This is a genomic window from Rhodococcus sp. BP-241, from assembly GCF_019836145.1.
In the GTDB taxonomy this organism is placed as follows: domain Bacteria; phylum Actinomycetota; class Actinomycetes; order Mycobacteriales; family Mycobacteriaceae; genus Rhodococcoides.
The window spans coordinates 521,320-543,049 of the sequence record NZ_JABUEI010000002.1 but is presented as its reverse complement, the minus strand read 5'-3'; the positions used below and the strand labels follow the sequence as shown (position 1 = coordinate 543,049).

Genomic DNA, 21,730 nt, shown 5'->3' with positions numbered 1-21,730 from the left:
GCCACGAGCCGCCAACCACCGGCAAAGCACCACCCAGCCGACCGACCCGCACTACTTCCAGCAGCCCACACCCCGCTCCGCAGGCAGGAAAGGGTGTGCGCACCACGCAACCCGTGCACACACCCGCTACGAGCCGCCAACCACCGGCGCGCACGCACCGACCGACCGCACCTCACGCAACCAGCGCACACCCCAAGCCCAACCCCTACCGCTCAGGCACACCGACCACGGTGAAGGGCTCCACCGGAGTGCCCCCACGCTTGTCGAACTGGCTGTTGACCACCAGCAGCTGATCGTCGACGTCGGCGACGGTGGTGGGGTAGGCGAAGCTGGGGTCGGTGATCTCACCGGTCACCCGGCCACGGTTGCCATCGTCGTCGAGATCGACTGTGGCGATGAGGCTGTCGCGGTTGCGAACCACGTAGAGCGTGTCGTCCTCCATCTCCATGCCGTCGCCGTTCTGAAGTGTCGCGCCGCCGAGGTCCACCTGCGTGATGGCCTTGGAGTCGCGGGCCACGCGGTACAGGTTGCCGGTGCTGGACTGCACGATCACCAATGCGTTGTCGTCGTCCGCCTCGACGATGCCGTTGGCGTTGAAGCCCTCGCCGTACGCGAACGGGGATCCGGTGAAGTCGACGAACGGCTCCAACTGGCCCTCACCGGTGGCGTTCGCCGGGATGCGCCACAGCGTGGGGTTGCGCGAGTCGGTGATGAAGGCGTCGCCGTTGTCGGCGATGACGACGTCGTTGAGGAAGGTGGCGTCCTGGCCGAGCCCGTTGGTGAACTTCCCGCGCAGTGCGCCGGACTCGGCGTCGTAGATCCAGACGGTGCCGGTCGCACCGCCCGCCACGACGAGGGTGTTCTCGTCGTCGTCCCCGTCGACGTCCAGTCCCGCCGCGCCGGTGCGACCGTCCTGTCCACCGGGGAGGAACGGTTCGACGGTGGTGTTGCCGACTGTGCCGCGGAAGATGGCGCCGTCGGAGGTCGACGAGACGTAGAAGGTGTCGTCGTCGGCGGTGATGCCCTCGGGGAACACGCCGGTTCCCGGCAACGTGTAGACGGTGGCGTTCGAGGACGTACTCGCCGCCGACGACGACGGAGCAGTGCTGGACGACGACGGAGCAGCGGTGGAGGACGCCGGCGTCGCCTGCCCCTCCTCGCTCGACGACGAGCAACTGGTCAGAACGAGGGCGGTGGCGCCGGCGAGGGCGACAGCGGCGGACAGTCTGGTGCGGTTCATGACTCCACCATGCCCCATTGGTCCGAAAAGCGAGGTCAGGCTGTGTGACGGTCCGAACGAGAGGTGTTGTCGATGGCGACCTCGAGGTACTCGCCGAGCTGCTCCTGCAGGTTGCGGTCGAGTGTGCGGCCGAGCAACGAATGCACGGAATCGACTGCGAGAGTGCGCATGATCTGCAACATCTCGGTGGCTCGGAGGACGTCGTCACCCTCGGGAATCCAACCCTCGCCGTAGCGGTCGACGATGTGACTCTTCACAGTCGAGATCATGTCCTTGGACATTCCGTCGACGGCCGCATGGAGCCGTTCGTGGATGTCCATGACCTCGCGGATTCCGAAGCCGTAGGTCGCGAGGGACGTGAAGCCCTGCAACAGCTTCGGATCGGTGAACGTGCATCGGTCGCCGTCGATGCGGGCGAGTCCGTACTCCACGAGCCTGGACAGCTGGACGCCGTCGGGGTCGCCGAGCATCTGCCGCGCCTCGTCGACGGAGACCGACTGCACCTCGCCGGTCGTCGACCACGGCTCGGTGAGGGCGCGCTGCAGACCGAGAACCTCGGTGAGGTCCTTGCCACTCTCCCAGCCGTCGATGAAGTCGCTGATGTGTGTGGTCGTGTAGCCGCGCTGGAGCAGGATGTCGATCAGTCGCAGCCGGGCGAGGTGCGAGTCGTCGTAGATGCCGACCCGCCCCCGCTTGCGCGGGGGCGGGAGCAGTCCACGTTCACGGTAGGCCCGGACGTTGCGCGAGGTCGTGCCCGCGGCATGAGCCAGTTCGTCGATGCGGTACTCGGTCATCGACTCACTCCTCCACTCGGCCGGACCTCCAGACTAACGCTCGGTCACACCGCGGCGACGACCTCGTCGACCGGTGCCGTCGCTGCCGCCGTCACCGCGTAGTCCGGCAACAGCACCGTCTCGAGCTGCTTGACGTACTGCGTGGCGAAGCCCGGGAACATCGTGGCGTTGAAACCGTCCTCGGTGAGGTACCAGCTCGAGCACCCCGAGTTCCACGTCGTCTTGGTCAGCCGCTGCTGCAGGTCCGCGTTGTACTCGGCCTGCACCGAGGCGCGGACGTCGAGCACGAAGTTCTGGTTCACGGCGGTGGCGATGGCATCGACCAGGTAGTCGATCTGCGCCTCCATGTAGACCAGGGCGGAGCTGTGGCCGGGTCCGGAGTTGGGCCCGAACGTGAAGTACATGTTCGGGTACCCGGACACCGCGATCGACTTGTAGGCGTGAGCTCCCCGGCTCCACTCGTCGGCGAGGACGCGCCCGTCACGCCCGGTGATGGGGATCGGCGACCCGGTCTTGGAGACGTCGAACCCGGTGGCGAAGACGATCGCGTCGAACTGATGCTCGACTCCCTCGACCGTGCGGATTCCCTTCTCGGAGATCTGTGCGATGGGCCAGGTGACGAGCGTGCAGTTGTCCTTCTGCAGCGCCGGGTAGTACTTGCTGGTCATCAGCAGGCGCTTGCACCCGGCGCGGAACTCCGGCGTGAGCTGGCGCCGCAGCCACGGATCCGGAACCTGACTGCGTAGGTGCAGCTTCGACACTCCCTCCACCACGCGGGTGAGCGGCGAGTTCCAGACGACCCCGAGTGCGACCGACTCGTGGCCCCAGAACCAGGCCTTGCGCGCGACGCTCTGGCTGAAGGGCACGCGGCGGTAGATCTCGCGAGTCAGTCCGCGGGTGCGGAAGTTGGTGCGGGGCAGCACCCATCCCGGCGTGCGCTGAAAGACCTTGACCGACTCGGCGACCTTCACCAGCTCGGGAACGATCTGCACGCCGCTGGCTCCGGTGCCGACGACGGCGACCTTCTTGCCGGCGAAGTCGTAGTCGTGGTCCCACCGCGCGCTGTGGATCTTCGCTCCCGCGAAGGTCTCGACGCCGCGGATCTTGGGCAGGCTGACGTTCGCCAGCGGTCCCGACGCCATCACGACGGTGCGGGCGAGGACGGGTTCCCGATCCTGGACCGAGATCTCCCAGAGCGACCGGGACTCGTGCCAGGTGACGTCCACGACGGTGTGACCGAACCGGAGGTAGCGGCTCAGCTCGAACTTCTCGACCATCGAGTCGATGTAGCCCAGGATCTCCGCACTCCCGGAGTAGGTGTGCGACCAGTCCGGATTGGGGGCGAAGCTGTACGAGTACAGGCGGGACGGAATGTCGCAGGCTGCACCGGGATACGTGTTGTCACGCCAGGTCCCACCGGCACGTGTGCCGCGTTCGAGGATGGCGATGTCGCGAATCCCCCGTTGCTGCAGCCGGATCGCGGCACCGATGCCGGCGAATCCGCCTCCGATGATGGCGGTGGAGAGAATTTCGGTCATGCGACGGGCTCGTACGTGAGTTCCTTGGACCACGTGGGCTGCGGGCGCAGCAGCCGCTTCGGGTACTTGGCCGTCAGCGTCACCATCGAGTCGGCGAACTTGTGGTATGGGTGGTCGCGGTTGATGACGACGCTCCCGTGCCAGCTGATGAAGCGGTACATCGGCAGACGCTTCGGGAACTCGCTGCGTTCGCCCACCTTCTTGAAGCGCTTCATCGCGGTGTAGAGGCGCTCCTCGTCGACACCCATCTCGACGATGTTGTCCCGCATCTTGTTCAGCAGTGGGATGTACCGCAGGGTGCCGATGATGAGCGACGGATGCATCCAGGCGCCGATCGTCTCGACGAGAATGCGGCGCATCTTCGCGTGGCCCAGCAGATCGATGACCTCGAAGTCGACGGCGAGGTGCCGCGACTCGTCGGCGTTGATGCGCTTGAACACTTCCTGGCAGACCGGGTCGTCGATCTCGTCGACGATGAACTTGACCAGCGCACCGTCGAGCGCGACCTCGAGCATCGGGATGACGGTGCCGAGCACGGCGAGCGGCGTCTGATCCGAGTACTTGTCGAGCCAGTCGATGATCAGCTTGACGTTGACGTTCGGCTGCGGGATCTCGTCGTTCTCGAGCATGCCCCACCGACGCATCAGTGCCAGTTCGGCATTCGCGTGCTTCTGCTCCTCCGCGTGGAAGTAACGGTAGATCTCGCGCAGCGTCTCGGTGGGCGCCTTGCGTGCCATCGCGGCGAATCCGCGCGCACCGACGTTCTCGATCCACATGAGGTCGGACAGGAACGGCTTGAGCTTGGCATGCTGCTCGGGCGGGATCATCTCGGCGCCGGGGGCGTCCCAGTCGATGTCCGCGAGGGACCACTGGCGGTCCTTGATCTTGTCCAGCATGGCGTCGAAGTCGAAGGCCATCGTCATACTCCTGTCGAGGCGGAAACAGCGGGAAGGGACTGTGGGGCGGGCTCGCCGGGGAGCAGGCGGTCGAGCAGCCCTGCTCCGCGGGTGTAGAGGGTGGGGAGGAGCCGTTTCGTCAGCCAGATGGCTTTCGCGTCGAGCTGGGGCACGACGTAGAGGCGGTTCCTGTCGTGCGCGTCGAGCGTGGTGACGGCGATCCGCTCGGGTGAGAAGCCGGTCCACCGCATCAACTTCTGCGCGAGTTCCGTGGAGCGCTCGGTGATGCGACCGTCGACCGCGACGTTGGTCTTGACGAAGGTCGGGCACAGCACGGTCACGTGGACACCCGACCCGGAGAGTTCGGCCGCGAGAGTCTCGGACAGTGACATGACGCCCGCCTTGCCGACGTTGTAGGGCCCCATCGTCGGTGCCGCCGCGAATCCCGCGGCGGAAGCCACGTTGATGATGCCGCCGCGACCCGCGGTACGGAGCAGCGGAACGAACGTCTCGCAGCCGTGGACCACTCCCCACAGGTTGATGCCGAGCGCCCAGTTCCAGTCCTCGAACCCGATGTCGCCCACCGGCTTGCCACCGATGCCGACGCCGGCGTTGTTGATCACGAGCGTCGGCGCGCCACCGAACTCGAGCTCGGCGAACAGCGCGAGATCCTCGACCTGCGACTGCACGGCGACGTCGCACTGGACGGCGAAGCCGGGGCCGTCGAGCATCCGCACCGTCTCCTCGGCGCGTTCGAGTGAGATGTCCGCGCAGACGACGCGGCCACCGCGGCGGGCGATCTCGAGTGCGAAGGCGCGGCCGATGCCACTGCCGGCGCCGGTGACCACGGCGTCCGCCCCGTGGGTGAGGCGTGGTCTGGGTCGAGAGAACATCAGTGTCTCGTCTCTGTTCGATGGAGAGCTGTCAGGGCGTGCGCGGCGCGGGCGAGTGCCCGGTCCGCTTCCGGGCTGATGCGCGGCAGAGCCTGGAACACGTGCATCTGGTCGGGCCAGATCTCGAGCGTGCAGGTGCCACCGGCATCGACCACCAGATCGCGCAGGTGCTCGGCGTCGGCGACGAGCATCTCCGCACCGCCGGCCTGAACCACGAAGTGCGGCAGTGCCGTTCCCGCCTCGACCGCCAGTCGTAGGCGCCGCCCTTCGGGATCCTCGCCGCGTGTGTAGAGCGCGGTGAGTGCCCGCGCCGCCGCTGCGGAGATCATCGGGTCGCGACGGATGCGCTCCCGGTTCTGCGCGAGGGTGAAGGTCAGATCGATCAACGGCGAGAACAGGAGGACCGCACCAGGCTGCGGAACCGATCGTCGGGCGTTGTCCAGCACCAGGTCCAGCGCGAGGTGACCGCCCGCCGAGTCACCGGCCACGACGACCGACTCGGGTGCGTGGCCGCTCGACATCAGCCAGCCGTACGCCCGCTCGACGTCGTCGGCTGCGGCGGGGAAAGGGAACTCGGGGGCGAGTCGGTAGTCGACCACGAAGACCGGACGCTGCGTCGCGCGGGAGAGACGCGACGCCAAGCCGCGGTGCGTCCGTGCGGAACAGATCGCGTACGCGCTGCCGTGCAGATAGAGGATCGGGTCGGCGGTGTCCACGGAACCGTCCCCACCCTCGACCGGCCTCCGGCCTGCCCCATCTTCGACCGGCCTCCGGCCTGCCCCATCTTCGACCGGCCTCCGGCCTGCCCCATCTTCGACCGGCCTCCGGCCTGCCCGCGCGTCGACCCACTCCCCGACCACACCGTCCTCGCGCACGGTGCGGACGACCGTGCCGGGTGCGATTCCGCCGCAGGCACGCATGGCCACCTCGACGAGGACGCGGGCGACGCGTTCGCCGCCGCGTCCGAACGGCAGTCGGGACGCGATGGGTCGCAACGTCGACTGCGTGGCTCGGGCCGCGGCGCGGGACCGCAGGGACCCCCGCTCGGGAATCGGACGCGTCGATGTCATGCCGGAAGCGTCACGGATGACTGTGCCATTTGTCAATGGCCTATAGTTCAATGAAACAATCTTCGGTGTAGTCCGGAGTGCCGGACACACCCGGCCGACGAGGGGAAGACATCGTGGCGATCGACTCCGCGGACACCGCCGTCCGCACACTCCGACTGCAGGTCGACGAGGTGATCCGCGAGACGGCGGACGCGGTGACGTTGGTCCTGTCCACCGCCGACGGCGAGGCCCTGCGCTACCGCCCGGGCCAGTTCCTCACGGTCGAGATTCCTCTGAGCGACGGCGGTTCCGCCGCACGGTGCTACTCGTTGTCGAGCAGTCCCGACACCGGCGAGCGCCCCGCGATCTCCGTCAAGCGCACCGCGGGCGGCCTCGGGTCCACCTGGTTGTGCGACACCGCGACAGCAGGATCCGCACTGACGACACTGGCTCCCGCGGGCACCTTCGTTCCCGCGCGATGGGATCGCCCGCTCGTCCTGGTCGCCGCCGGCAGCGGCATCACGCCCGTGATGTCCATCCTGAAGACCGCGTTGGCGTCGCACGACGGACGGGTCGTGTTGTTCTACGCGAACAGAGACCCGGACTCGGTCATGTTCGCCGCCACCCTCGACGATCTGCAGCAGCAGCATCCGGACCGCCTCACGGTGCGGCACTGGCACGAGTCGGCGTCGGGCCTGCCCACTGCCACCGGTCTCACCGACGCCGTCTCCGGCATCGCCGACGCCGACGCGTACCTCTGCGGGCCGGGGCCGTTCATGGAGGTGGCGCAGCAGGGGCTCCTTGCGGCGGGGATGTCGCCCGAGAACATCCACCGTGAGGTGTTCACGTCGATCACCACCGACCCGTTCCACACCACCCTCGTCGAGACGTCCTCGGCCACGGGCGTTTCCGTGTCCGCGGAGGTCGAGGGCGACGATCACTCGTTCCACTGCGCACCCGACACCGTGCTGCTCGACGCCATGCTCGCCGAGGGAATCGACGCCCCGTTCGTGTGCCGCGAGGGCAACTGCGGCGCCTGCGCGTTCACTCTCGTCAGCGGTGACGTGCACATGCGCGTCAACGACACGCTGGATCAGTACGAGCTCGACCGGGGAGTGCGCCTGGCCTGCCAGTCGGTGCCCGTGTCCGACGCTCTCACCATCCGCATCGACTGACCGACCGAATCCCTGACACCACAGCCGCACCAGGAGACCTCATGCCCGTCATCACCAAGCACGTCGAGATCGCCGCACCGGCGTCGGCGACCTTCGACTACCTGTCCTCGTACGAGAACGTGCCGGACTGGATGTTCGGCGTCACCTCGTTCGTCCCCGTCGGACCGGTGTCGCGCGGCACCGGTGACCGCTTCGACGCCGAGATGAAGCTGGGACCCAAAGCTCTGCACTCCACGGTGGACATCGTCGAGTGGGTCGACGGTTCCGTCATCGCGTTGTCGTCGGTGAAGGGTTTCGAGACCAGTTCTCGCTGGGTGGTCACCCCCGTGGACGACGGACACTGCGTCGCCGACGTCGAGTTCCGCTACGAGTTCCCCGGCGGGTTCACGGGCAAGGCACTCGCGAAGGTGGTCGAACCCTTCATCAACCAGGGGATCTCCGTCACCGATCGGACCCTGCGCTCCCGGTTGGAGTCGCCGCGCAGCACCTAGACTCACCCGGTGACCACGAAGGACCAGCGAGGACGCATCGCCACCGCACTGTGGCGGTGGTGTTCCCGCTTCGAGCCGATCGGCCTCGTCGTCGGACTGGTCTTCTACTGCTGGTCGATGTCCCCGTCGCTTCTCCCCCGACCGTGGTACCTGCAGGCCGTCGCCACGGGCCTCTCGGTCGCATGCGGTTACGGCGTCGGCGTTCTCGTCGTGTGGGGCGTCCGGCGGATGGAGCTCACTCGCGAGTGGCCCGAACGACTGAGGCGGTGGGGCTGGTACGCGATCGGCGCCGCCGCAGTCGTCGTGCTCCCGCTGTTCCTCGTCCTCGGGGCGTGGTGGCAGAACATCTCTCGCGAACTCGTGGGCATCGAACCGAGCCAGTCGTGGGACTACGCCGGAGTCTTCGTCGTCGCCGCGATCGTCGTCGTCCTGGTGATCACGCTGGCACGCGGAATCCGCCGCGTCACAGACCTTCTCATCGCACTGATCGGTCGTGTTCTCCCGCCGCCCGTCTCGCGCGGTCTCGCCGTCGTCGCCGTCGGTGTGGTGCTGGTGTTCGCCGTCGAGGGGCTCCTTGCCACCGGGATCTCACGCATCTCCAACGGGTCCGCCGCTGCGGCCGACACCGGGAGCGCCGAGGGCGTGGAACCGCCGTCGGCGCCCGAACGGTCGGGCTCGCCCGAGTCGAACGAGGAGTGGGACACCCTGGGCCGCGAGGGGCGCACCTTCGTCGCGGGCGGCCCGACGTCGGACGAGATCGCATCCGTGACGGGACGGCCCGCCCTCACCCCGATCCGGGTCTATGCGGGACGCAAGTCCGTCGACGCCGACGGGCTCGGTCTCGGCCGGGACACCGTCGACTCGCTCGCCGACCGACTCGTCGCCGAACTGGACCGAACCGGCGCCTTCGATCGCGAGTACCTGGCGATCGCGACGACCACCGGTCGAGGGTGGGTCAACGCGTCCGTCGCGTCCTCACTCGAGTACCTCGCCGGCGGCGACACGGCGATCGCGGCGGTCCAGTACTCGTACCTGCCCAGTCCGTTGGCGTTCCTCGCCGATCGCGACACCCCGCTCATCGCGGGCCGCGCCGTCTTCGAGGCCGTCTACCAGCGCGTGCAGGACCGTCCCGAGAACGACCGCCCGAAGCTCCTCACGTTCGGTGAATCGCTCGGGTCGTACGGCGGCCAGGACGCCTTCTCCGGAGTGCAGGACATGCTGGCGCGCACGGACGGCGCGCTGTGGGTGGGGACGCCCAACTTCTCCGAGCAGTGGTCGCGTGTCACCGACTCACGGGACCCGGGCAGCCCCGAGATCCTGCCCGTGATCTACGGCGGGCAGAACGTCCGCTTCGCCGCGGAGCCGTCCGATCTCGACGCACCCGGTCTGGTGGACTGGGAGAGCCCGCGCATCGTGTACTGGCAGCACCCGAGCGATCCGATCGTATGGTGGTCGTTCGACCTGCTGTTCGGCAAGCCGGACTGGCTCCGGGAGCCGCGCGGCGTCGACGTCGACAAGGGGATGACGTGGATCCCTCTCGTCACCTTCTGGCAGGTGACGCTCGACATGGCGCTCGCCGCCGAGGTGCCGGAAGGCCACGGTCACGCCTACGGCGCCGATGCGGCCTCCATGTGGGCGCCCATTCTGGACGTCGACGACTCAGAGCTGGTGGACCGCGTCACCGACGCGATGCGGTGACTCCCTGAGCGCGCTCGCGCGGACCCACCACGCGAGCGAGATCAGCGCGATCACCTCCACGACGACGAGGATCCGTTCGACGTGGCCGAGGGTGACGACGCGGTACCACGGTGTCGAGGTGGTCATGCCGACGAGCAACGCGTACCCGATGGGCGCGATGGCCACGACGGACAGCACACCCAGCACGAACGTCCGTCGGGCGTGACGGGCCCACTCGCTCGACCGGATCCACGGCGCGGCGAGGGCGATCACCGCCACCGGGATGCTGACGAACGCGACCGCGGCGCCCGCGCGGTGCACCGCGCCGCCGAGTCCGAGCGTCGCGTCGTTGCTCCAGTCCTGCTTGGGAACCGCGACCACGGCGACGAGTCCCACCGTCCACAGTGTCATCGCCACCGCGGCGACCGACGACGCGCGCAGCAACGACTGCCGGACGGCAGCGACGAGAACGGCTCCGGATCCCACGGCGAGGAGCAGCACCCCGGCCGTGAACACCCATTGCTGCGCGCCCAGCCCGTACTCGCTGATGGTGCGGCGCAGATGGGCGGGCGACCCGAGTGCGGTGACGACGTCGAGGACGACGACCGTCGCGGCGCCGAGCAGGATGGAGAGAAGCCCGAGAGAGGCGAGGCGGGTCTGCACAGGGTCCTTTCGGCAGCGGATCTACGACTCCACTGTGCCTGACGGTGAGCCGGACACGGCGACCGTCAGGAGACGCCCACGCGCGCGGTCGATCTGGTCGAGGCACGAGGCCCGCCCTGCCGGATCCGTCATCTCCCGTCGGCACGCCTCGTCGAGGAGGTCGAGGTGGTACCGGACGCGGTCGATCGACGCGGTCGCGGTCGCTGCCGCACCGAGACGCTCCGCCATCCGGATACCGGCAGCGACCACCATGGGGCTCGCCATCGCGTAGATCCGAACAGCTCCCAGCGCGTGGTCGATCAGGTCGACCACGGGCACCCGACGCAGAACGATCCGTACCGTTCCGGCATCGTCGGTCCGGGCACCGCACGGCGGCGGACGACCGACGAGAGTGGCCATCCCGACGGACAGATCGTCCAAGGCATTGCGAGCGGTGTACGGATCGTTCGTACCCGAGGACAGAGCCCGCACGGCCATCTCGGCCAGCTGCTCGACGGCGAACTCGATGTCGTGCTGCGGAGTCCGCTCGTCGCCGATCTCGACCGCGGACTCGATCTCGCGCAGGTGCGACGCGGAGGAGGATCCGCTCCACCGTCGTGACTCCGCGATGGCGTCTCCCTCGATCACGTGCTCACCCGGTCTGCAGAGCAGCACCACGACGGCATCGGCGTCGACGGCCGAGGACAACGCCGCGTCCTCGTCCACGTCGACGACGACTCCGGAACGCGGAGCACGCACCGTGTCGACGTGCTCGGGCAGCGTCACCTCGGAATCCGACGCCGCGTCGGGCGGCGGCTCCGTCGGGTAGAGCTCGTCGACGGCTGCGGAGAGTTCGTCGCGCACTCGCGAGGACAGCGTCGCCACCTGGATCGACTGGGCGATGTGGTGGATGAAGTACACCAGGACGCCCACGTCGAGCACCGCGAGGAGCACGGCGACGTTCACCGCGATGTCGGGTACGAAGACGTCGCCGTCCGAGTCGAGCGACCGGATCGAGCGCAGCACCATCAGTGCGTAGAGGAAGGTCGCCCCGAAGATGCCGAGCACCACCTGGTTCCCGCGGTCCGCCATGAAGTTGCGCACCAGTCGCGGGCCGTAGGTCGAACTGGCCGTCGCGAGGACCGAGATGGTGATGGAGAAGGACGTCGCCGCGACTCCGAGCATCGACCCGCCGATGGCGCCGAGGATGTCCCGGCTGCCACTCGCACCCACGTGGTACAGCAGCGACCCACCGATCCCGATGCCCCGATCGAGGAGCCACCGGTCCAGGGCGACCAGGAGTTGAGCCAGGACGACGGCGACGACGCCCAGGACCGCGGGAACGAACCAGAACGTGCCCTGCAGCCGTACCCACCGTCGTCTCATGGGTTCATGGTGCCCTGACGGTGGGTCGACGTGTCAGACCACCGCGATCGCGTCGATCTCGACGAGCATCTCCTCGCGCGGGAGTCCCGTGAAGACCGTTGTGCGACTGGGCAGGACGTCACCCTTCGTGTGCTCGAGCACGAAGGCGCCGTACGCCTCGTTCATGACGGCGAAGTCCTCGCGCTTCGTCAGGTACACCCGCAGCATCACGACGTCGTCGAAGGTCGCACCGCTCGCCTCGACGATGGCCTTGACGTTGGTCAGCGTCCGCGTGGTCTGCGCCGCGACGTCGCCGGGGTACAGGTACTCGTTGGTCGCCGGGTCGACGGGTCCCTGCCCGGACACCTGGACGAACGGGCCCTTGCGCACGCCCTGCGAGAAGGTGTGGGCGGGTGCAGGCGCATCGGTCGTGAGGACGGCGATCTTGTCGGTCATGCGGGTTCCTTCGTCGGGGTCGGACTCCAGCCGAGTTCGGCGGAGATGGTCTCGGCCACCGCGCGCACCTGCGGCAGGGTGCCGAGGACGCGGGCGTGGTCGAGCAGCATGTCGGGCACGGACATCGACACCGCGGCGACGATCGAGCCGGTTCCGTCGCGCACCGGCACGCCGATGCAGTTGACGAACGACTCGTGTTCCTCGTGGTCCTCGGCGTATCCCTGACGGGCCACGAGGGCCAGTTCCTCGAGGTACCGCTCGGGCGTGTCGATGGTGCGGTCGGTGAAGCGGGTGTACTCGATGCGGTGGGCGACGCGGATCTGCTCGTCGACGGGCAGCCCGGAGATCAGGATCTTCCCGACGGCGGTGCAGTGCAACGGCGCCGGGCGTCCGACACGCGAGTACATCCGCACACTCTGGGTGGCGTCGAACTTGTCGATGTAGACGGCCTCCCCCGACTCGTAGGTGGCGAGGTGGATCGTCTGCCTGGTGTCGGCGTTCAGCGCAGCCAGATGCGGCCGCGCCAACGTCCGGATGTCCCGCTGCTCCAACGACCGATTGGACAGTTCGAAGAGCGTCGACCCCAGGCGATACCGGTGTTCGTGGTCGTGCTGGACGAACCGCTCCGCCTCCATCGCCCGCAGCAGACGCAGGACCGTGGTCTTGTGCACGTCGAGGTGGGCAGCCAACTCGTCCAGCGATCGCGGACCGTCGGCCAGCACCCGGAGCAGGGTGAGCGCGCGGGACACACTCTGACTCATACGGCGATTCCCCTCTCGGCGTCGTAGTCGATGCTCGACCACTCCTCGTCCGAGGATGTCACCAGTGCGTCGAGACGGTGCAGCGGAAGCAGATGGGCCGCGTCGCCGTGCGCGGTGAGAGCGCCGGCCGCGCACAGGTGCCCCAGCCTGATCGCACGCTGCTGATCGTCGCCGCGGAGGACACCGGCCAGGTAGCCACCGGCGAACGCGTCTCCCGCACCGATCTTCTCGACCACCGACAACCGCAGGGCCGGGACGTCGACACGCTCGGCGCCGTCGAATCCCACGACCACGTGGGCGTCGTTCTTGATCACCAGGCGGCGCGGCTCGGGGAACAGGCCACGCAGCGCGTCGGGGTCTCCGGTGCCGAACACCGCGTGTGCTTCGTCGGCGCCCATCAGCACGATGTCACTGCGTCGGACCTGCTCTGCAAGAACCACATCGGCGCTCCCGGCGGTCCAGAGTCGGGGACGGTGGTTGAGGTCGAAACTCAGCAGACCGGGCGACGACGCCAGCGCGGCCGCAGCGTCGCGCGCGGTGTCCGACAGGGCGAGCGTGATGCCGCTGACGTGCACGAGGTCGGCCGCCGCGAGCATCTGGGTCGCCGTGACGATGTCGTCGACACACAGCGCACTGGCGGCGGAACCGCTGCGGAAATATGTCATTCGGCTCTCCCCGGCGGGTAGGTCGGACGCGTGACCGCTGCCCGAACCACGCTCCTTGACGTACATCCCGGTGGTGCGGGTCTGGTCGACGATCACCGCCGACGTGTCCACCCCACTCGCGCGCAGCGTTTCCGTCAGGTAGCGGCCGAAGCCGTCGTCACCGACGCGCGAGAGCCAGGACGCCTCGACGTCCAACTGGGCGAGGACACGCGCGACGTTGGCCTCGGCTCCTCCGGCCGACCGCTCGAACGTGTCCGAGTGTTCGAGCGGGCCGGGCTGAGCGACCATGACCACGAGCCCCTCGCCGACACACACCACCCGTGGAGTCGCCGCGCCGGGTGATCTCACATCAATTCCCTTCGATGTCTTGCGAGTTGTCCCTGTTCGTTGCAGACTAACGACACCGAACACAGTTTGCAATCAGCGTTGCAAAATACGCAACGCTACAGCGCCGCATCCGGCGCAGGAGGATTCGATGATCGACAAGGCCGCCGTCGAGGCGCTGCACGACCGCACTCTCGGCCCCGAGTACAAGTCCGTCCCACCCGCCGCGTGGGGCCTCACCGTGCGCGACTATCTGGCGACGGCGCCCACTCTCGCCGAGTTCGCGACCCCGGTCGTCACACTGGATCGCCGACACCTCACGTCGAACATCGATGTGATGGCGCGGTGGGCCGATGCGGCCGGCATGCGTCTGGCACCGCACGGCAAGACCACGATGGCGCCGCAGCTCTGGGCCGAGCAGCTCGAGGCGGGCAGTTGGGGAATCACCCTCGCCACCGGGTGGCAGGTGCAGCTCGCTCGCGCGTTCGGCGTGCAGCGCATCCTTCTCGCCAATGCACTGATCGACCCGGTGACACTCCGCTGGATCTCGGCGGACCTCGACGCCCACGACGACGTCGAGTTCGTCTGCTGGGCAGACAGTGTCGACACCGTGGCACGCATGACGGAGATCCTGGGCGCCGTGACACGACCGATCCCGGTGATCGTCGAACTCGGTGGGCCGCACGGCCGCACCGGGGCACGCAGCGTGGACGAGGCACGACGCGTCGCGGCCGCGATCTCCTCGTCGCCGTCGGTGACCCTCGCCGGCGTGGGCGGATACGAAGGCGCGCTGGCCCACGACCGCACACCCGCAGGACTGGACGCCGTGCGCGCCTACCTCGACGAGGTCGCCGCCCTGCACGCCGGTCTCGCCGCCGACGGCCTGTACGAGGGACGGGCGATCGTCACCGCGGGTGGGAGCGCGTACCAGGACCTGGTGGTCGAGCGGCTCTCGTCGGTCGTCGACGACGACACGGCCGTCGTGCTGCGCTCGGGCGCCTACGTGGTGCACGACGACGGCTTCTACGCCGACATCTCCCCGCTCATCGCCTCCCGCGTCGGCGAGCAGCACCTGTCCTCCGCGATGCACGGCTGGGCGCGGGTGGTGTCGCGTCCGGAACCCGAACTCGCACTGCTCGATGCGGGCAAGCGCGACTTCCCGTTCGACGAGGGGTTGCCGACACCGCAGCGCATCGGCGGCCGGGACGCGGAAGCGGGGCACCATATCTCGGCGCTCAACGATCAGCACGCCTTCCTCCGGACGCCGGGCACGGCCCGCGACGACGTTCCCGTCGGGACGGTCGCACGGCTCGGCCTGTCGCATCCCTGCACGGCGTTCGACAAGTGGCGTCTGCTTCCGGTCGTCGACGACGCCGACGCGGCGAACCCGCGCATCGTCGACCTCGTCCACACCTTCTTCTGATCATGGCGGACATCCTCTTTCGCGGCGGTGACGTCGTCGACGGCACCGGGTCCGACCGAGTCCGCGCCGACGTTCTCGTCGACGACGGACGCATCACGCGGGTCGCGGCACCGGGCACTGTCGCCGACGCGCAGACCGTCGTCGACGTGCCACGGGGCCACGTCGTTGCACCGGGTTTCATCGACATGCACGCCCACTCCGACCTCGGCCTGCTGACCGCACCCGGACACGTTCCGAAGATCACCCAGGGCGTCACCACCGAGGTGCTCGGTCAGGACGGCCTCTCCTACGCACCCGTCTCCGACGAGACGCTCGCGGTCATCCGCCGTCAGATCTCGGGATGGAACGGCAATCCCACCGATCTCGACATCACGTGGCGCTCGGTCGCCGAGTATCTGGACCGGCTCGACCGGGGCATCACCCCCAACGCCGCGTACCTGGTGCCGCAGGGAACGTTGCGCTATCTGGCCGTCGGAGCGGATCAGCGTCCTGCGACCGCCGCCGAGGTCGAGCACATGCGAGAGCTGGTGGCACAAGGCATGTCCGAGGGCGCAGTCGGCATGTCCAGCGGACTGACCTACACGCCCGGGATGTACGCCGACACGGGCGAACTGCGCGCGCTGTGCGAGGTCGTCGCCGAGTTCGGTGGCTTCTACGCTCCGCACACCCGCTCCTACGGCAAGAACGCTCTCGGCGCATACCGGGAGATGATCGAGCTCTCCCGTGAGACCGGCTGCGCCCTGCACCTGACCCACGCCACCATGAACTTCGGCGAGAACAAGGGCCGCGCCGGCGAATTCCTCGACATGGTCGACGCCGCGATCGCCGACGGGTGCGACATCACGCTCGACACCTATCCCTACCTGCCCGGCGCCACCACCCTGTCCGCGCTGCTGCCCAGCTGGGCGATGTCCGGCGGACCCGATGCGGCGCTGGGCCGTCTCGACGATCCCGACGTGCGGCGCCGCATCACCGACGACGTGAATCGCTACGGCTCGGACGGCTGCCACGGCGTCACGGTGGAATGGGAGACGATCCAGCTCAGCGGCGTCGCGAACGCGGATCTCGACCGCTACGTCGGGAAGACCGTCCTCGACATCGCGACCGAGGAGGGCCGCGCACCCGTCGACGTGTTCTTCGAAGTGCTCCAGCGAGATGCGTTGAGCACCACCATCCTGCAGCACGTCGGGCACGAGGAGAACGTGCGCGCCATCATGGTGCATCCCCACCACATGGGCGGCAGCGACGCCATCCTGGTGGGCGAGCGTCCGCATCCGCGGGCCTGGGGCACGTTCCCGCGCTACCTCGGTCACTACGTCCGCGACGAGGGCCTGATGTCGCTCGAGGACTGCGTCCATCACCTCACGGGACGGCCCGGCGCACGACTCGGTCTCACCGATCGTGGTCTCGTCCGCGAGGGCCACGCAGCAGATCTCGTGGTCTTCGATCCGGCCACCGTCCGGGACACCGCCACTTTCGACCACCCCAAGCAGCAGGCCGTCGGCATCGCGCACGTTCTCGTCAACGGCTCCTTCGCCGTGCGCGACGGCGTCCCCACCGGAACACTCGCCGGCCGCTCCCTCCGCCGCACCTCTCACGGAAGAACCTCATGACGACCCGATTCGACGACGCACTCGCCACGATGATGGAGGATCGCGCGCTCGTCGTGGTCCGCGCCCCGTCCATCCCCGATCCCGCGGCGTTGGCGGATGCCCTCGTGGCCGGCGGACTACGCGCCGTCGAGCTGACCTTCACCACACCCAACGTGCTGGACTGCCTGCGCGCCGCGGCGTCGTCCGGCGCCGTGATGGGCGCGGGCACCGTGATGACGGGTGACCAGGCGCGCGCCGCAATCGACGCAGGTGCACGCTTCCTCGTCACTCCCGGCCTGCGTCCCGACGTCGCCGCGGTGGCGCACGAACGGGACGTGCCCGTCATGATGGGCGCGCTCACGCCCACCGAGATCATGGCGGCGCTCGATCTGGGCGCCGCCGCGGTGAAGGTGTTCCCCGCGAAGCTGTTCGGCCCCAGCTACTTCGGTGATCTTCGCGGACCGTTCCCCGACGTCCCCCTCGTTCCGTCCGGCGGCGTCAACGCCGACAATGCCGCCGACTACCTCGCCCGCGGCGCCGTCGCCGTCACCGCGGGCACCGACGTCGTTCCACCGGCCGCGGTCGCGGCCGGGCTCTGGGACGACATCACCGCTCGCGCCACCTCGTTCGTCCACTCACTCTCCCGCTGACTCTCCACACACTTCGAAAGGCAACCTCATGGGTTCCGTCGTCGACTGGTTGAGGACGTCCACTCCCGGACTCCTCGTTCTGTGCGGTATCGCGATCGCGGTCCTGCTCGTCGTCATCATCAAGGTCAAGCTCGAACCGTTCATCGCCCTCCTCATCGTCGGCCTGGGACTCGCTGTCGCAGCAGGTCTCCCGGTGTCACAGATCGTGGGTACCGCCATCAAAAGCGGCGACTCGATTCTCGAGACGGGCTTCGGTGGCATCCTCGGCCACATCGCCGTGATCATCGGACTGGGCACCGTTCTCGGCGCCATCCTCGAGAGGTCCGGTGGTGCGCAGGCACTCACCGCCAAGCTCCTCGGCGTCTTCGGTGATCGCGGCGCACCCATCGCGATGGGTCTGCTCGGCCTCATCTTTGGCATCCCCGTCTTCTTCGACATCGGCATCTTCGTTCTCGCCCCGCTCGTCTACGTCGCGGCGCGACAAGGCGGAAAGTCGTTGGTGTTGTATGCACTTCCGATGCTCGCGGGCCTGTCGATGACGCACGCGTTCCTGCCTCCGCACCCCGGCCCCGTCGCTCTGGGCGGCCTGCTCGAGGTCAACCTGGGCTGGCTGATTCTCATGGGCTTCATCTGCGGCATCCCCGGTTTCATCGCGGCAGGTCTCGTGTGGGGCAGCTACATCGGCAAGCGCATCATCGTCGAGGTGCCCGAGGACTTCGTCAACGATGCCGACGACGACGGACCGCACACGTCGGGTGGCACCGCCGTCGAGACGAAGCGTCCCGTGGTCACCACTCCCCCGTCCGTCGCGACCATCGGCGCCATCATCGCGGTGCCCCTGGTGCTCATCCTCGGCGCCACGTTCGGCACCATTCTGCTCGACGAGGGCAACCTGCTCCAGGTCCTCACGTTCTTCGGCACCCCCGCGGTCGCTCTGCTCATCGCGGTGCTCATCGCGTTCTACGTCCTGGGCATCCGCCGCGGTTCGACGGTGCAGGAGTTGTCCACTCTCACCGGCGAATCGCTCCGCCCGGTCGGCATGCTGCTCCTCGTCGTCGGGGCCGGCGCGTTCTTCGGCAAGGTCATCTCGGCCACCGGCATCGGCACCGCACTCGCGGACACCATGTCCGCGGCGGGACTGCCGATCATCGTGCTCGCCTACATCATCAGTTGCGCTTTGCGCATCGCGCAGGGGTCGGCCACCGTCGCCATCGTCACGACCGGTGGCATCGTCGGACCGCTCGTCGCGGCGCAGGACTACTCGCAGATGTCGGTCGCGCTCATCGCCATGGCCATCGCTGCCGGCTCCATCATCCTGAGCCACGTCAACGACGGCGGGTTCTGGATCATCGCCAAGTTCTTCAACCTCACCGTCAAGCAGACGCTGCAGACGTGGACCGTGTTGGAGACCGTGCTGTCGGTCGTCAGCTTCGCCGTGGCAGGGGTGTTGTTCGCGATCGTAAGCTGATCGATCCTCGGTGCAGGACGGCTCAGTGCAGAGGGGCAGTCGAGGAGCGGGTGACGAGGCGGCACGGCTCCACCTCGATCCCACTCCCGACATGCCCCTCGATCGCGGCCGCGAGTCGCATCGCGGCCGCGCGTCCGATGTTCTCCAGCGACGGATCGACCGTCGTCAGGGGTGGGCGCGACCCGGTCGCGAGCACCTCCCAGTTGTCGAAACCGATCACGGCGACCTCCTCGGGGACCCGGCGTCCCGCTTCGATCAGCGCATCGAGCACCCCGCGCGCGATCTGGTCGGACCCCGCGAAGACGGCGTCCAGATCCGGCTGACGCTCCAACAGCAGCCTGGTCGCCCCCCTACCCCAGGCCTCCGACCACTCACCGAACATCACAGCCCCGCCGGCAAGCTGCAGCCCCTCCTCCTGAAGACGCTCGCTCGCGCCGCGGGCTCGCTCCTGCGTCGCTCCGTAGCCGGGATCGCCGGTGATGTGCGCAATTCTGCGTCGACCGCAGACCAACAGATGATCCATCGCGAGCCGCCCACCGGCGAAATCGTCCGCGACCACGGACATGTCGGTCGGGTCGTCGGACGGCGCGTACGCATAGACGACGGGAACGTCCAGTTCCTTGCCCAGTGACGGCCTCGGGTCCGGGCGCGCACCCACCACGATGAGACCGTCGACGCGCCGCGACATGAGTGCACGCAGGTGATGTTGCTCGCGGATACGGTCCTCGCGCGCATCGCACAGCAACACCGACATGCGCTCGGACCCGAAAGCGTCCTCCGCTCCTCGGAGGACGGGAATGCTGAAGCGGCCGACGAGGTCCGACGTGATGAGGCCGACGGTGCCGCTGCGCTGCGCCACCATGCCCTGAGCCAGCGCGTTCGGCGAGAAATCCAATTGATCGGCGGCCGACTGCACCCGGACCCGCGTCTCGGCTCCGACGTGCCGGCGGTTGTTGAGAGCTTTCGACGCCGTGGCAATCGAGACTCCCGCCAACGACGCCACGTCACGCAGCGTGGCCGACCGTCCCCGACGCTTCGGTGGCACCTCTTCGACGCTCATCACCCCTCCTTCGCAGCCCCCGACACGGGCTGTCCTCGGACACGACTTTAGACGCCGGGGGTTGACCCGCGGGCCGAAACGGCGCTATGGTCCGAAAACGTTTTAGCGACGTGGATCACACTCAGCGGCGACTCGGAAACGCTGGGAGCAGGTAACGAAGGAATGCGACAGACTCCGCAATCCTTATCAGTCCGAAACTTTTCGCTCACGATGCGGCAGCGATGCCGCGCACCAGAAAGGCAACACGATGACGTGGACTCCACGCCGCCGCACCACCCGCGCCGCCGCCGCGCTCGCAGTCGTCACGATGACGGTGGCACTCTCCGCCTGCGGCTCGTCCTCGACCGTCGTGCAGGGCGATCCGTCCAATGTGGAGGGCGTCGACGACGGAACCACGCTGACGCTCTGGACGCGCGCACCTCTCGAAGCCCAGGCCAATCTGCTGGTCGACGCCTACAACTCGTCGCACCAGAACCAGGTCGAGCTCACCGTGGTGCCCAACGACGACTACGTCGCCAAGGTGGGCGCGGCGGCCGGTTCCGGTGACCTGCCCGACCTCTTCGCAGCGGACGCCGTGTATCTGCCGAACTGGACATCGGCGGGCCTCTTCGGGGATCTGACCGAACGTATCGGCAACCTCGACTATCGCGACGAGATCAATCCGTCGATCGTCGAGGCGGGAACCTTCGAGGACCAGGAGTACGTGCTGCCGTTCGTCCTCGACCTGTCGGTCATGTTCTACAACAAGGCCCTTTATCGAGAGGCCGGGCTCGACCCGGAGAAGGGCCCCACCACGATGACCGAGTTCCGCGATCAGGCACTCGCCGTCGAGTCCTTGAACAAGCCCGACACACACGGCACCTACTTCGGCGGCAACTGTGGCGGCTGCGGTGTCTTCACGTGGTTCCCGATGATGTGGGCGAGCGGTGAGGACGTTCTCCAGGACGACGGAACCACGGCGAATCTGGCCGGGGACACAGCACAGGAGATCTACGGCGTGTGGCGCGACCTCGAGGACGCCGGCGCCATCGCGCCCGGAGCGGCCGACGAGACCGGTACCACGTGGACCGCGGCATTCCAGGAAGGGCAGATCGGCGTGATGCCCTATCCCGCAACCCTCCTCCAAAAGGCGAGCGAGACGGTCGACGTGGGCGTCAGCGCCATCCCGGGTGTCGACGGCGGCACCTCGACGTTCGTGGGCGGCGACGGTCTGGGCATCAGCAAGGACTCGGACACCCCGGACCAGGCCTGGAATTTCATGCAGTGGCTCATGAGCGAGAAGGCGCAGGTGGACGTGCTGGCAGCGAACAACGTCACGCCCGCTCGAGCCGACCTCCTCGACAACGAGTTCACCACCGATCCCCGCGTCCAGTTGATCAACTCGGTGTCCACCGCCCCGGACAGCCGCACCCCGAAGGCTCTCAATTTCCAGCAGGCCTTCAACGCGGTCGGCAGCCCGTGGTCGACGCTGTTCCGGAACCAGGTCTTCGGTGATCCGTCGACGCTCCAGCAGGACAACGACGCGATCACCGATCTTCTCCAGAAGTAGAGACATCCAGCGGACTCGACGA

General features: G+C 68.1%; 20 protein-coding genes. 8 read left to right on the top strand and 12 right to left on the bottom strand.

The window, feature by feature from the left end; all coding sequences use genetic code 11:
• Window positions 1–205 precede the first annotated feature (205 nt).
• From HQ308_RS05795 to HQ308_RS05770, 6 genes are read right to left on the bottom strand one after another with little or no spacing between them, the layout of a single operon-like run.
• Window positions 206–1,240, bottom strand: a complete 1,035-nt coding sequence (locus HQ308_RS05795) for an SMP-30/gluconolactonase/LRE family protein (RefSeq protein ID WP_222645846.1) — start codon at window positions 1,238–1,240, stop codon at window positions 206–208.
• A gap of 35 nt (window positions 1,241–1,275) precedes the next feature.
• Window positions 1,276–2,034 (bottom strand): MerR family transcriptional regulator, encoded by a 759-nt coding sequence (locus tag HQ308_RS05790; protein ID WP_222645844.1) that lies wholly within the window; start codon window positions 2,032–2,034, stop codon window positions 1,276–1,278.
• Between the two features lie 44 nt (window positions 2,035–2,078).
• Entirely contained in the window at window positions 2,079–3,572 is a 1,494-nt protein-coding gene (locus tag HQ308_RS05785) for an NAD(P)/FAD-dependent oxidoreductase (protein WP_222645842.1), read from the bottom strand.
• Window positions 3,569–4,489, bottom strand: a complete 921-nt coding sequence (locus tag HQ308_RS05780) for a hypothetical protein (protein WP_027504905.1) — start codon at window positions 4,487–4,489, stop codon at window positions 3,569–3,571. Before HQ308_RS05780 ends, HQ308_RS05785 begins: the two co-directional genes overlap by 4 nt.
• A 2-nt stretch (window positions 4,490–4,491) precedes the next feature.
• Window positions 4,492–5,361: an SDR family NAD(P)-dependent oxidoreductase gene (locus tag HQ308_RS05775; RefSeq protein WP_222632789.1), complete on the bottom strand. Its 870-nt coding sequence runs from the start codon at window positions 5,359–5,361 to the stop codon at window positions 4,492–4,494.
• Entirely contained in the window at window positions 5,361–6,431 is a 1,071-nt protein-coding gene (locus HQ308_RS05770) for an alpha/beta hydrolase (protein ID WP_261775754.1), read from the bottom strand. Before HQ308_RS05770 ends, HQ308_RS05775 begins: the two co-directional genes overlap by 1 nt.
• Before the next feature lie 113 nt (window positions 6,432–6,544).
• On the opposite strand from HQ308_RS05770, the gene HQ308_RS05765 reads away from it, so the two are divergent.
• From HQ308_RS05765 to HQ308_RS05755, 3 genes are read left to right on the top strand one after another with little or no spacing between them, the layout of a single operon-like run.
• Complete coding sequence (locus HQ308_RS05765; RefSeq protein ID WP_308115688.1) at window positions 6,545–7,585, top strand: ferredoxin--NADP reductase; 1,041 nt, start codon at window positions 6,545–6,547, stop codon at window positions 7,583–7,585.
• A gap of 41 nt (window positions 7,586–7,626) precedes the next feature.
• On the top strand, window positions 7,627–8,076 hold the full coding sequence (locus HQ308_RS05760; RefSeq protein ID WP_051613146.1) for an SRPBCC family protein: 450 nt from the start codon (window positions 7,627–7,629) through the stop codon (window positions 8,074–8,076).
• Window positions 8,077–8,085: 9 nt separating this feature from the next.
• Window positions 8,086–9,774 (top strand): alpha/beta-hydrolase family protein, encoded by a 1,689-nt coding sequence (locus HQ308_RS05755; protein WP_308115687.1) that lies wholly within the window; start codon window positions 8,086–8,088, stop codon window positions 9,772–9,774.
• Here HQ308_RS05755 and HQ308_RS05750 read toward each other — a convergent pair.
• From HQ308_RS05750 to HQ308_RS05730, 5 genes are read right to left on the bottom strand one after another with little or no spacing between them, the layout of a single operon-like run.
• Window positions 9,736–10,416 carry a DUF998 domain-containing protein gene (locus HQ308_RS05750; protein ID WP_222645841.1) on the bottom strand — a complete coding sequence of 227 codons (681 nt, stop codon included), beginning with the start codon at window positions 10,414–10,416 and terminating at the stop codon, window positions 9,736–9,738. The genes HQ308_RS05755 and HQ308_RS05750 overlap by 39 nt on opposite strands.
• A 21-nt stretch (window positions 10,417–10,437) precedes the next feature.
• Window positions 10,438–11,781 carry a DUF2254 domain-containing protein gene (locus HQ308_RS05745; protein WP_222645840.1) on the bottom strand — a complete coding sequence of 448 codons (1,344 nt, stop codon included), beginning with the start codon at window positions 11,779–11,781 and terminating at the stop codon, window positions 10,438–10,440.
• Between the two features lie 33 nt (window positions 11,782–11,814).
• Window positions 11,815–12,216: a RidA family protein gene (locus HQ308_RS05740; RefSeq protein ID WP_027504901.1), complete on the bottom strand. Its 402-nt coding sequence runs from the start codon at window positions 12,214–12,216 to the stop codon at window positions 11,815–11,817.
• Window positions 12,213–12,977 carry an IclR family transcriptional regulator gene (locus tag HQ308_RS05735; RefSeq protein WP_222645839.1) on the bottom strand — a complete coding sequence of 255 codons (765 nt, stop codon included), beginning with the start codon at window positions 12,975–12,977 and terminating at the stop codon, window positions 12,213–12,215. The genes HQ308_RS05740 and HQ308_RS05735 overlap by 4 nt, the downstream gene beginning before the upstream one ends.
• Entirely contained in the window at window positions 12,974–13,990 is a 1,017-nt protein-coding gene (locus tag HQ308_RS05730) for a sugar kinase (RefSeq protein WP_308115686.1), read from the bottom strand. Before HQ308_RS05730 ends, HQ308_RS05735 begins: the two co-directional genes overlap by 4 nt.
• A gap of 127 nt (window positions 13,991–14,117) precedes the next feature.
• Between HQ308_RS05730 and HQ308_RS05725 the strand changes: the two genes are divergently transcribed.
• From HQ308_RS05725 to HQ308_RS05710, 4 genes are read left to right on the top strand one after another with little or no spacing between them, the layout of a single operon-like run.
• A complete protein-coding gene (locus HQ308_RS05725) occupies window positions 14,118–15,389 on the top strand; it encodes an amino acid deaminase (protein ID WP_222645838.1) in 1,272 nt (423 codons plus the stop codon).
• 2 nt (window positions 15,390–15,391) lie between these two features.
• Window positions 15,392–17,002: an amidohydrolase family protein gene (locus HQ308_RS05720; RefSeq protein ID WP_222645837.1), complete on the top strand. Its 1,611-nt coding sequence runs from the start codon at window positions 15,392–15,394 to the stop codon at window positions 17,000–17,002.
• Entirely contained in the window at window positions 16,999–17,631 is a 633-nt protein-coding gene (locus HQ308_RS05715) for a bifunctional 4-hydroxy-2-oxoglutarate aldolase/2-dehydro-3-deoxy-phosphogluconate aldolase (protein WP_222645836.1), read from the top strand. The genes HQ308_RS05720 and HQ308_RS05715 overlap by 4 nt, the downstream gene beginning before the upstream one ends.
• 28 nt (window positions 17,632–17,659) lie before the next feature.
• Window positions 17,660–19,099 (top strand): GntP family permease, encoded by a 1,440-nt coding sequence (locus tag HQ308_RS05710; RefSeq protein ID WP_027504896.1) that lies wholly within the window; start codon window positions 17,660–17,662, stop codon window positions 19,097–19,099.
• A 22-nt stretch (window positions 19,100–19,121) separates the two neighbouring features.
• Here HQ308_RS05710 and HQ308_RS05705 read toward each other — a convergent pair whose 3' ends face one another.
• On the bottom strand, window positions 19,122–20,159 hold the full coding sequence (locus HQ308_RS05705; RefSeq protein WP_222645835.1) for a LacI family DNA-binding transcriptional regulator: 1,038 nt from the start codon (window positions 20,157–20,159) through the stop codon (window positions 19,122–19,124).
• A gap of 247 nt (window positions 20,160–20,406) precedes the next feature.
• Here HQ308_RS05705 and HQ308_RS05700 point away from each other — a divergent pair, with 247 nt between their 5' ends.
• Window positions 20,407–21,708 carry an ABC transporter substrate-binding protein gene (locus HQ308_RS05700; protein WP_222639111.1) on the top strand — a complete coding sequence of 434 codons (1,302 nt, stop codon included), beginning with the start codon at window positions 20,407–20,409 and terminating at the stop codon, window positions 21,706–21,708.
• Window positions 21,709–21,730: the final 22 nt, after the last annotated feature.

Coding starts and splice junctions, on each gene's coding strand:
- HQ308_RS05705 (WP_222645835.1), bottom strand. CDS start 20,159: ATGAGCGTCGAAGAGGTGCCACCGAAGCGTCGGGGACGGTCGGCCACG.
- HQ308_RS05780 (WP_027504905.1), bottom strand. CDS start 4,489: ATGGCCTTCGACTTCGACGCCATGCTGGACAAGATCAAGGACCGCCAG.
- HQ308_RS05725 (WP_222645838.1), top strand. CDS start 14,118: ATGATCGACAAGGCCGCCGTCGAGGCGCTGCACGACCGCACTCTCGGC.
- HQ308_RS05735 (WP_222645839.1), bottom strand. CDS start 12,977: ATGAGTCAGAGTGTGTCCCGCGCGCTCACCCTGCTCCGGGTGCTGGCC.
- HQ308_RS05700 (WP_222639111.1), top strand. CDS start 20,407: ATGACGTGGACTCCACGCCGCCGCACCACCCGCGCCGCCGCCGCGCTC.
- HQ308_RS05710 (WP_027504896.1), top strand. CDS start 17,660: ATGGGTTCCGTCGTCGACTGGTTGAGGACGTCCACTCCCGGACTCCTC.
- HQ308_RS05740 (WP_027504901.1), bottom strand. CDS start 12,216: ATGACCGACAAGATCGCCGTCCTCACGACCGATGCGCCTGCACCCGCC.
- HQ308_RS05715 (WP_222645836.1), top strand. CDS start 16,999: ATGACGACCCGATTCGACGACGCACTCGCCACGATGATGGAGGATCGC.
- HQ308_RS05745 (WP_222645840.1), bottom strand. CDS start 11,781: ATGAGACGACGGTGGGTACGGCTGCAGGGCACGTTCTGGTTCGTTCCC.
- HQ308_RS05795 (WP_222645846.1), bottom strand. CDS start 1,240: ATGAACCGCACCAGACTGTCCGCCGCTGTCGCCCTCGCCGGCGCCACC.
- HQ308_RS05770 (WP_261775754.1), bottom strand. CDS start 6,431: ATGACATCGACGCGTCCGATTCCCGAGCGGGGGTCCCTGCGGTCCCGC.
- HQ308_RS05760 (WP_051613146.1), top strand. CDS start 7,627: ATGCCCGTCATCACCAAGCACGTCGAGATCGCCGCACCGGCGTCGGCG.
- HQ308_RS05790 (WP_222645844.1), bottom strand. CDS start 2,034: ATGACCGAGTACCGCATCGACGAACTGGCTCATGCCGCGGGCACGACC.
- HQ308_RS05775 (WP_222632789.1), bottom strand. CDS start 5,361: ATGTTCTCTCGACCCAGACCACGCCTCACCCACGGGGCGGACGCCGTG.
- HQ308_RS05720 (WP_222645837.1), top strand. CDS start 15,392: ATGGCGGACATCCTCTTTCGCGGCGGTGACGTCGTCGACGGCACCGGG.
- HQ308_RS05785 (WP_222645842.1), bottom strand. CDS start 3,572: ATGACCGAAATTCTCTCCACCGCCATCATCGGAGGCGGATTCGCCGGC.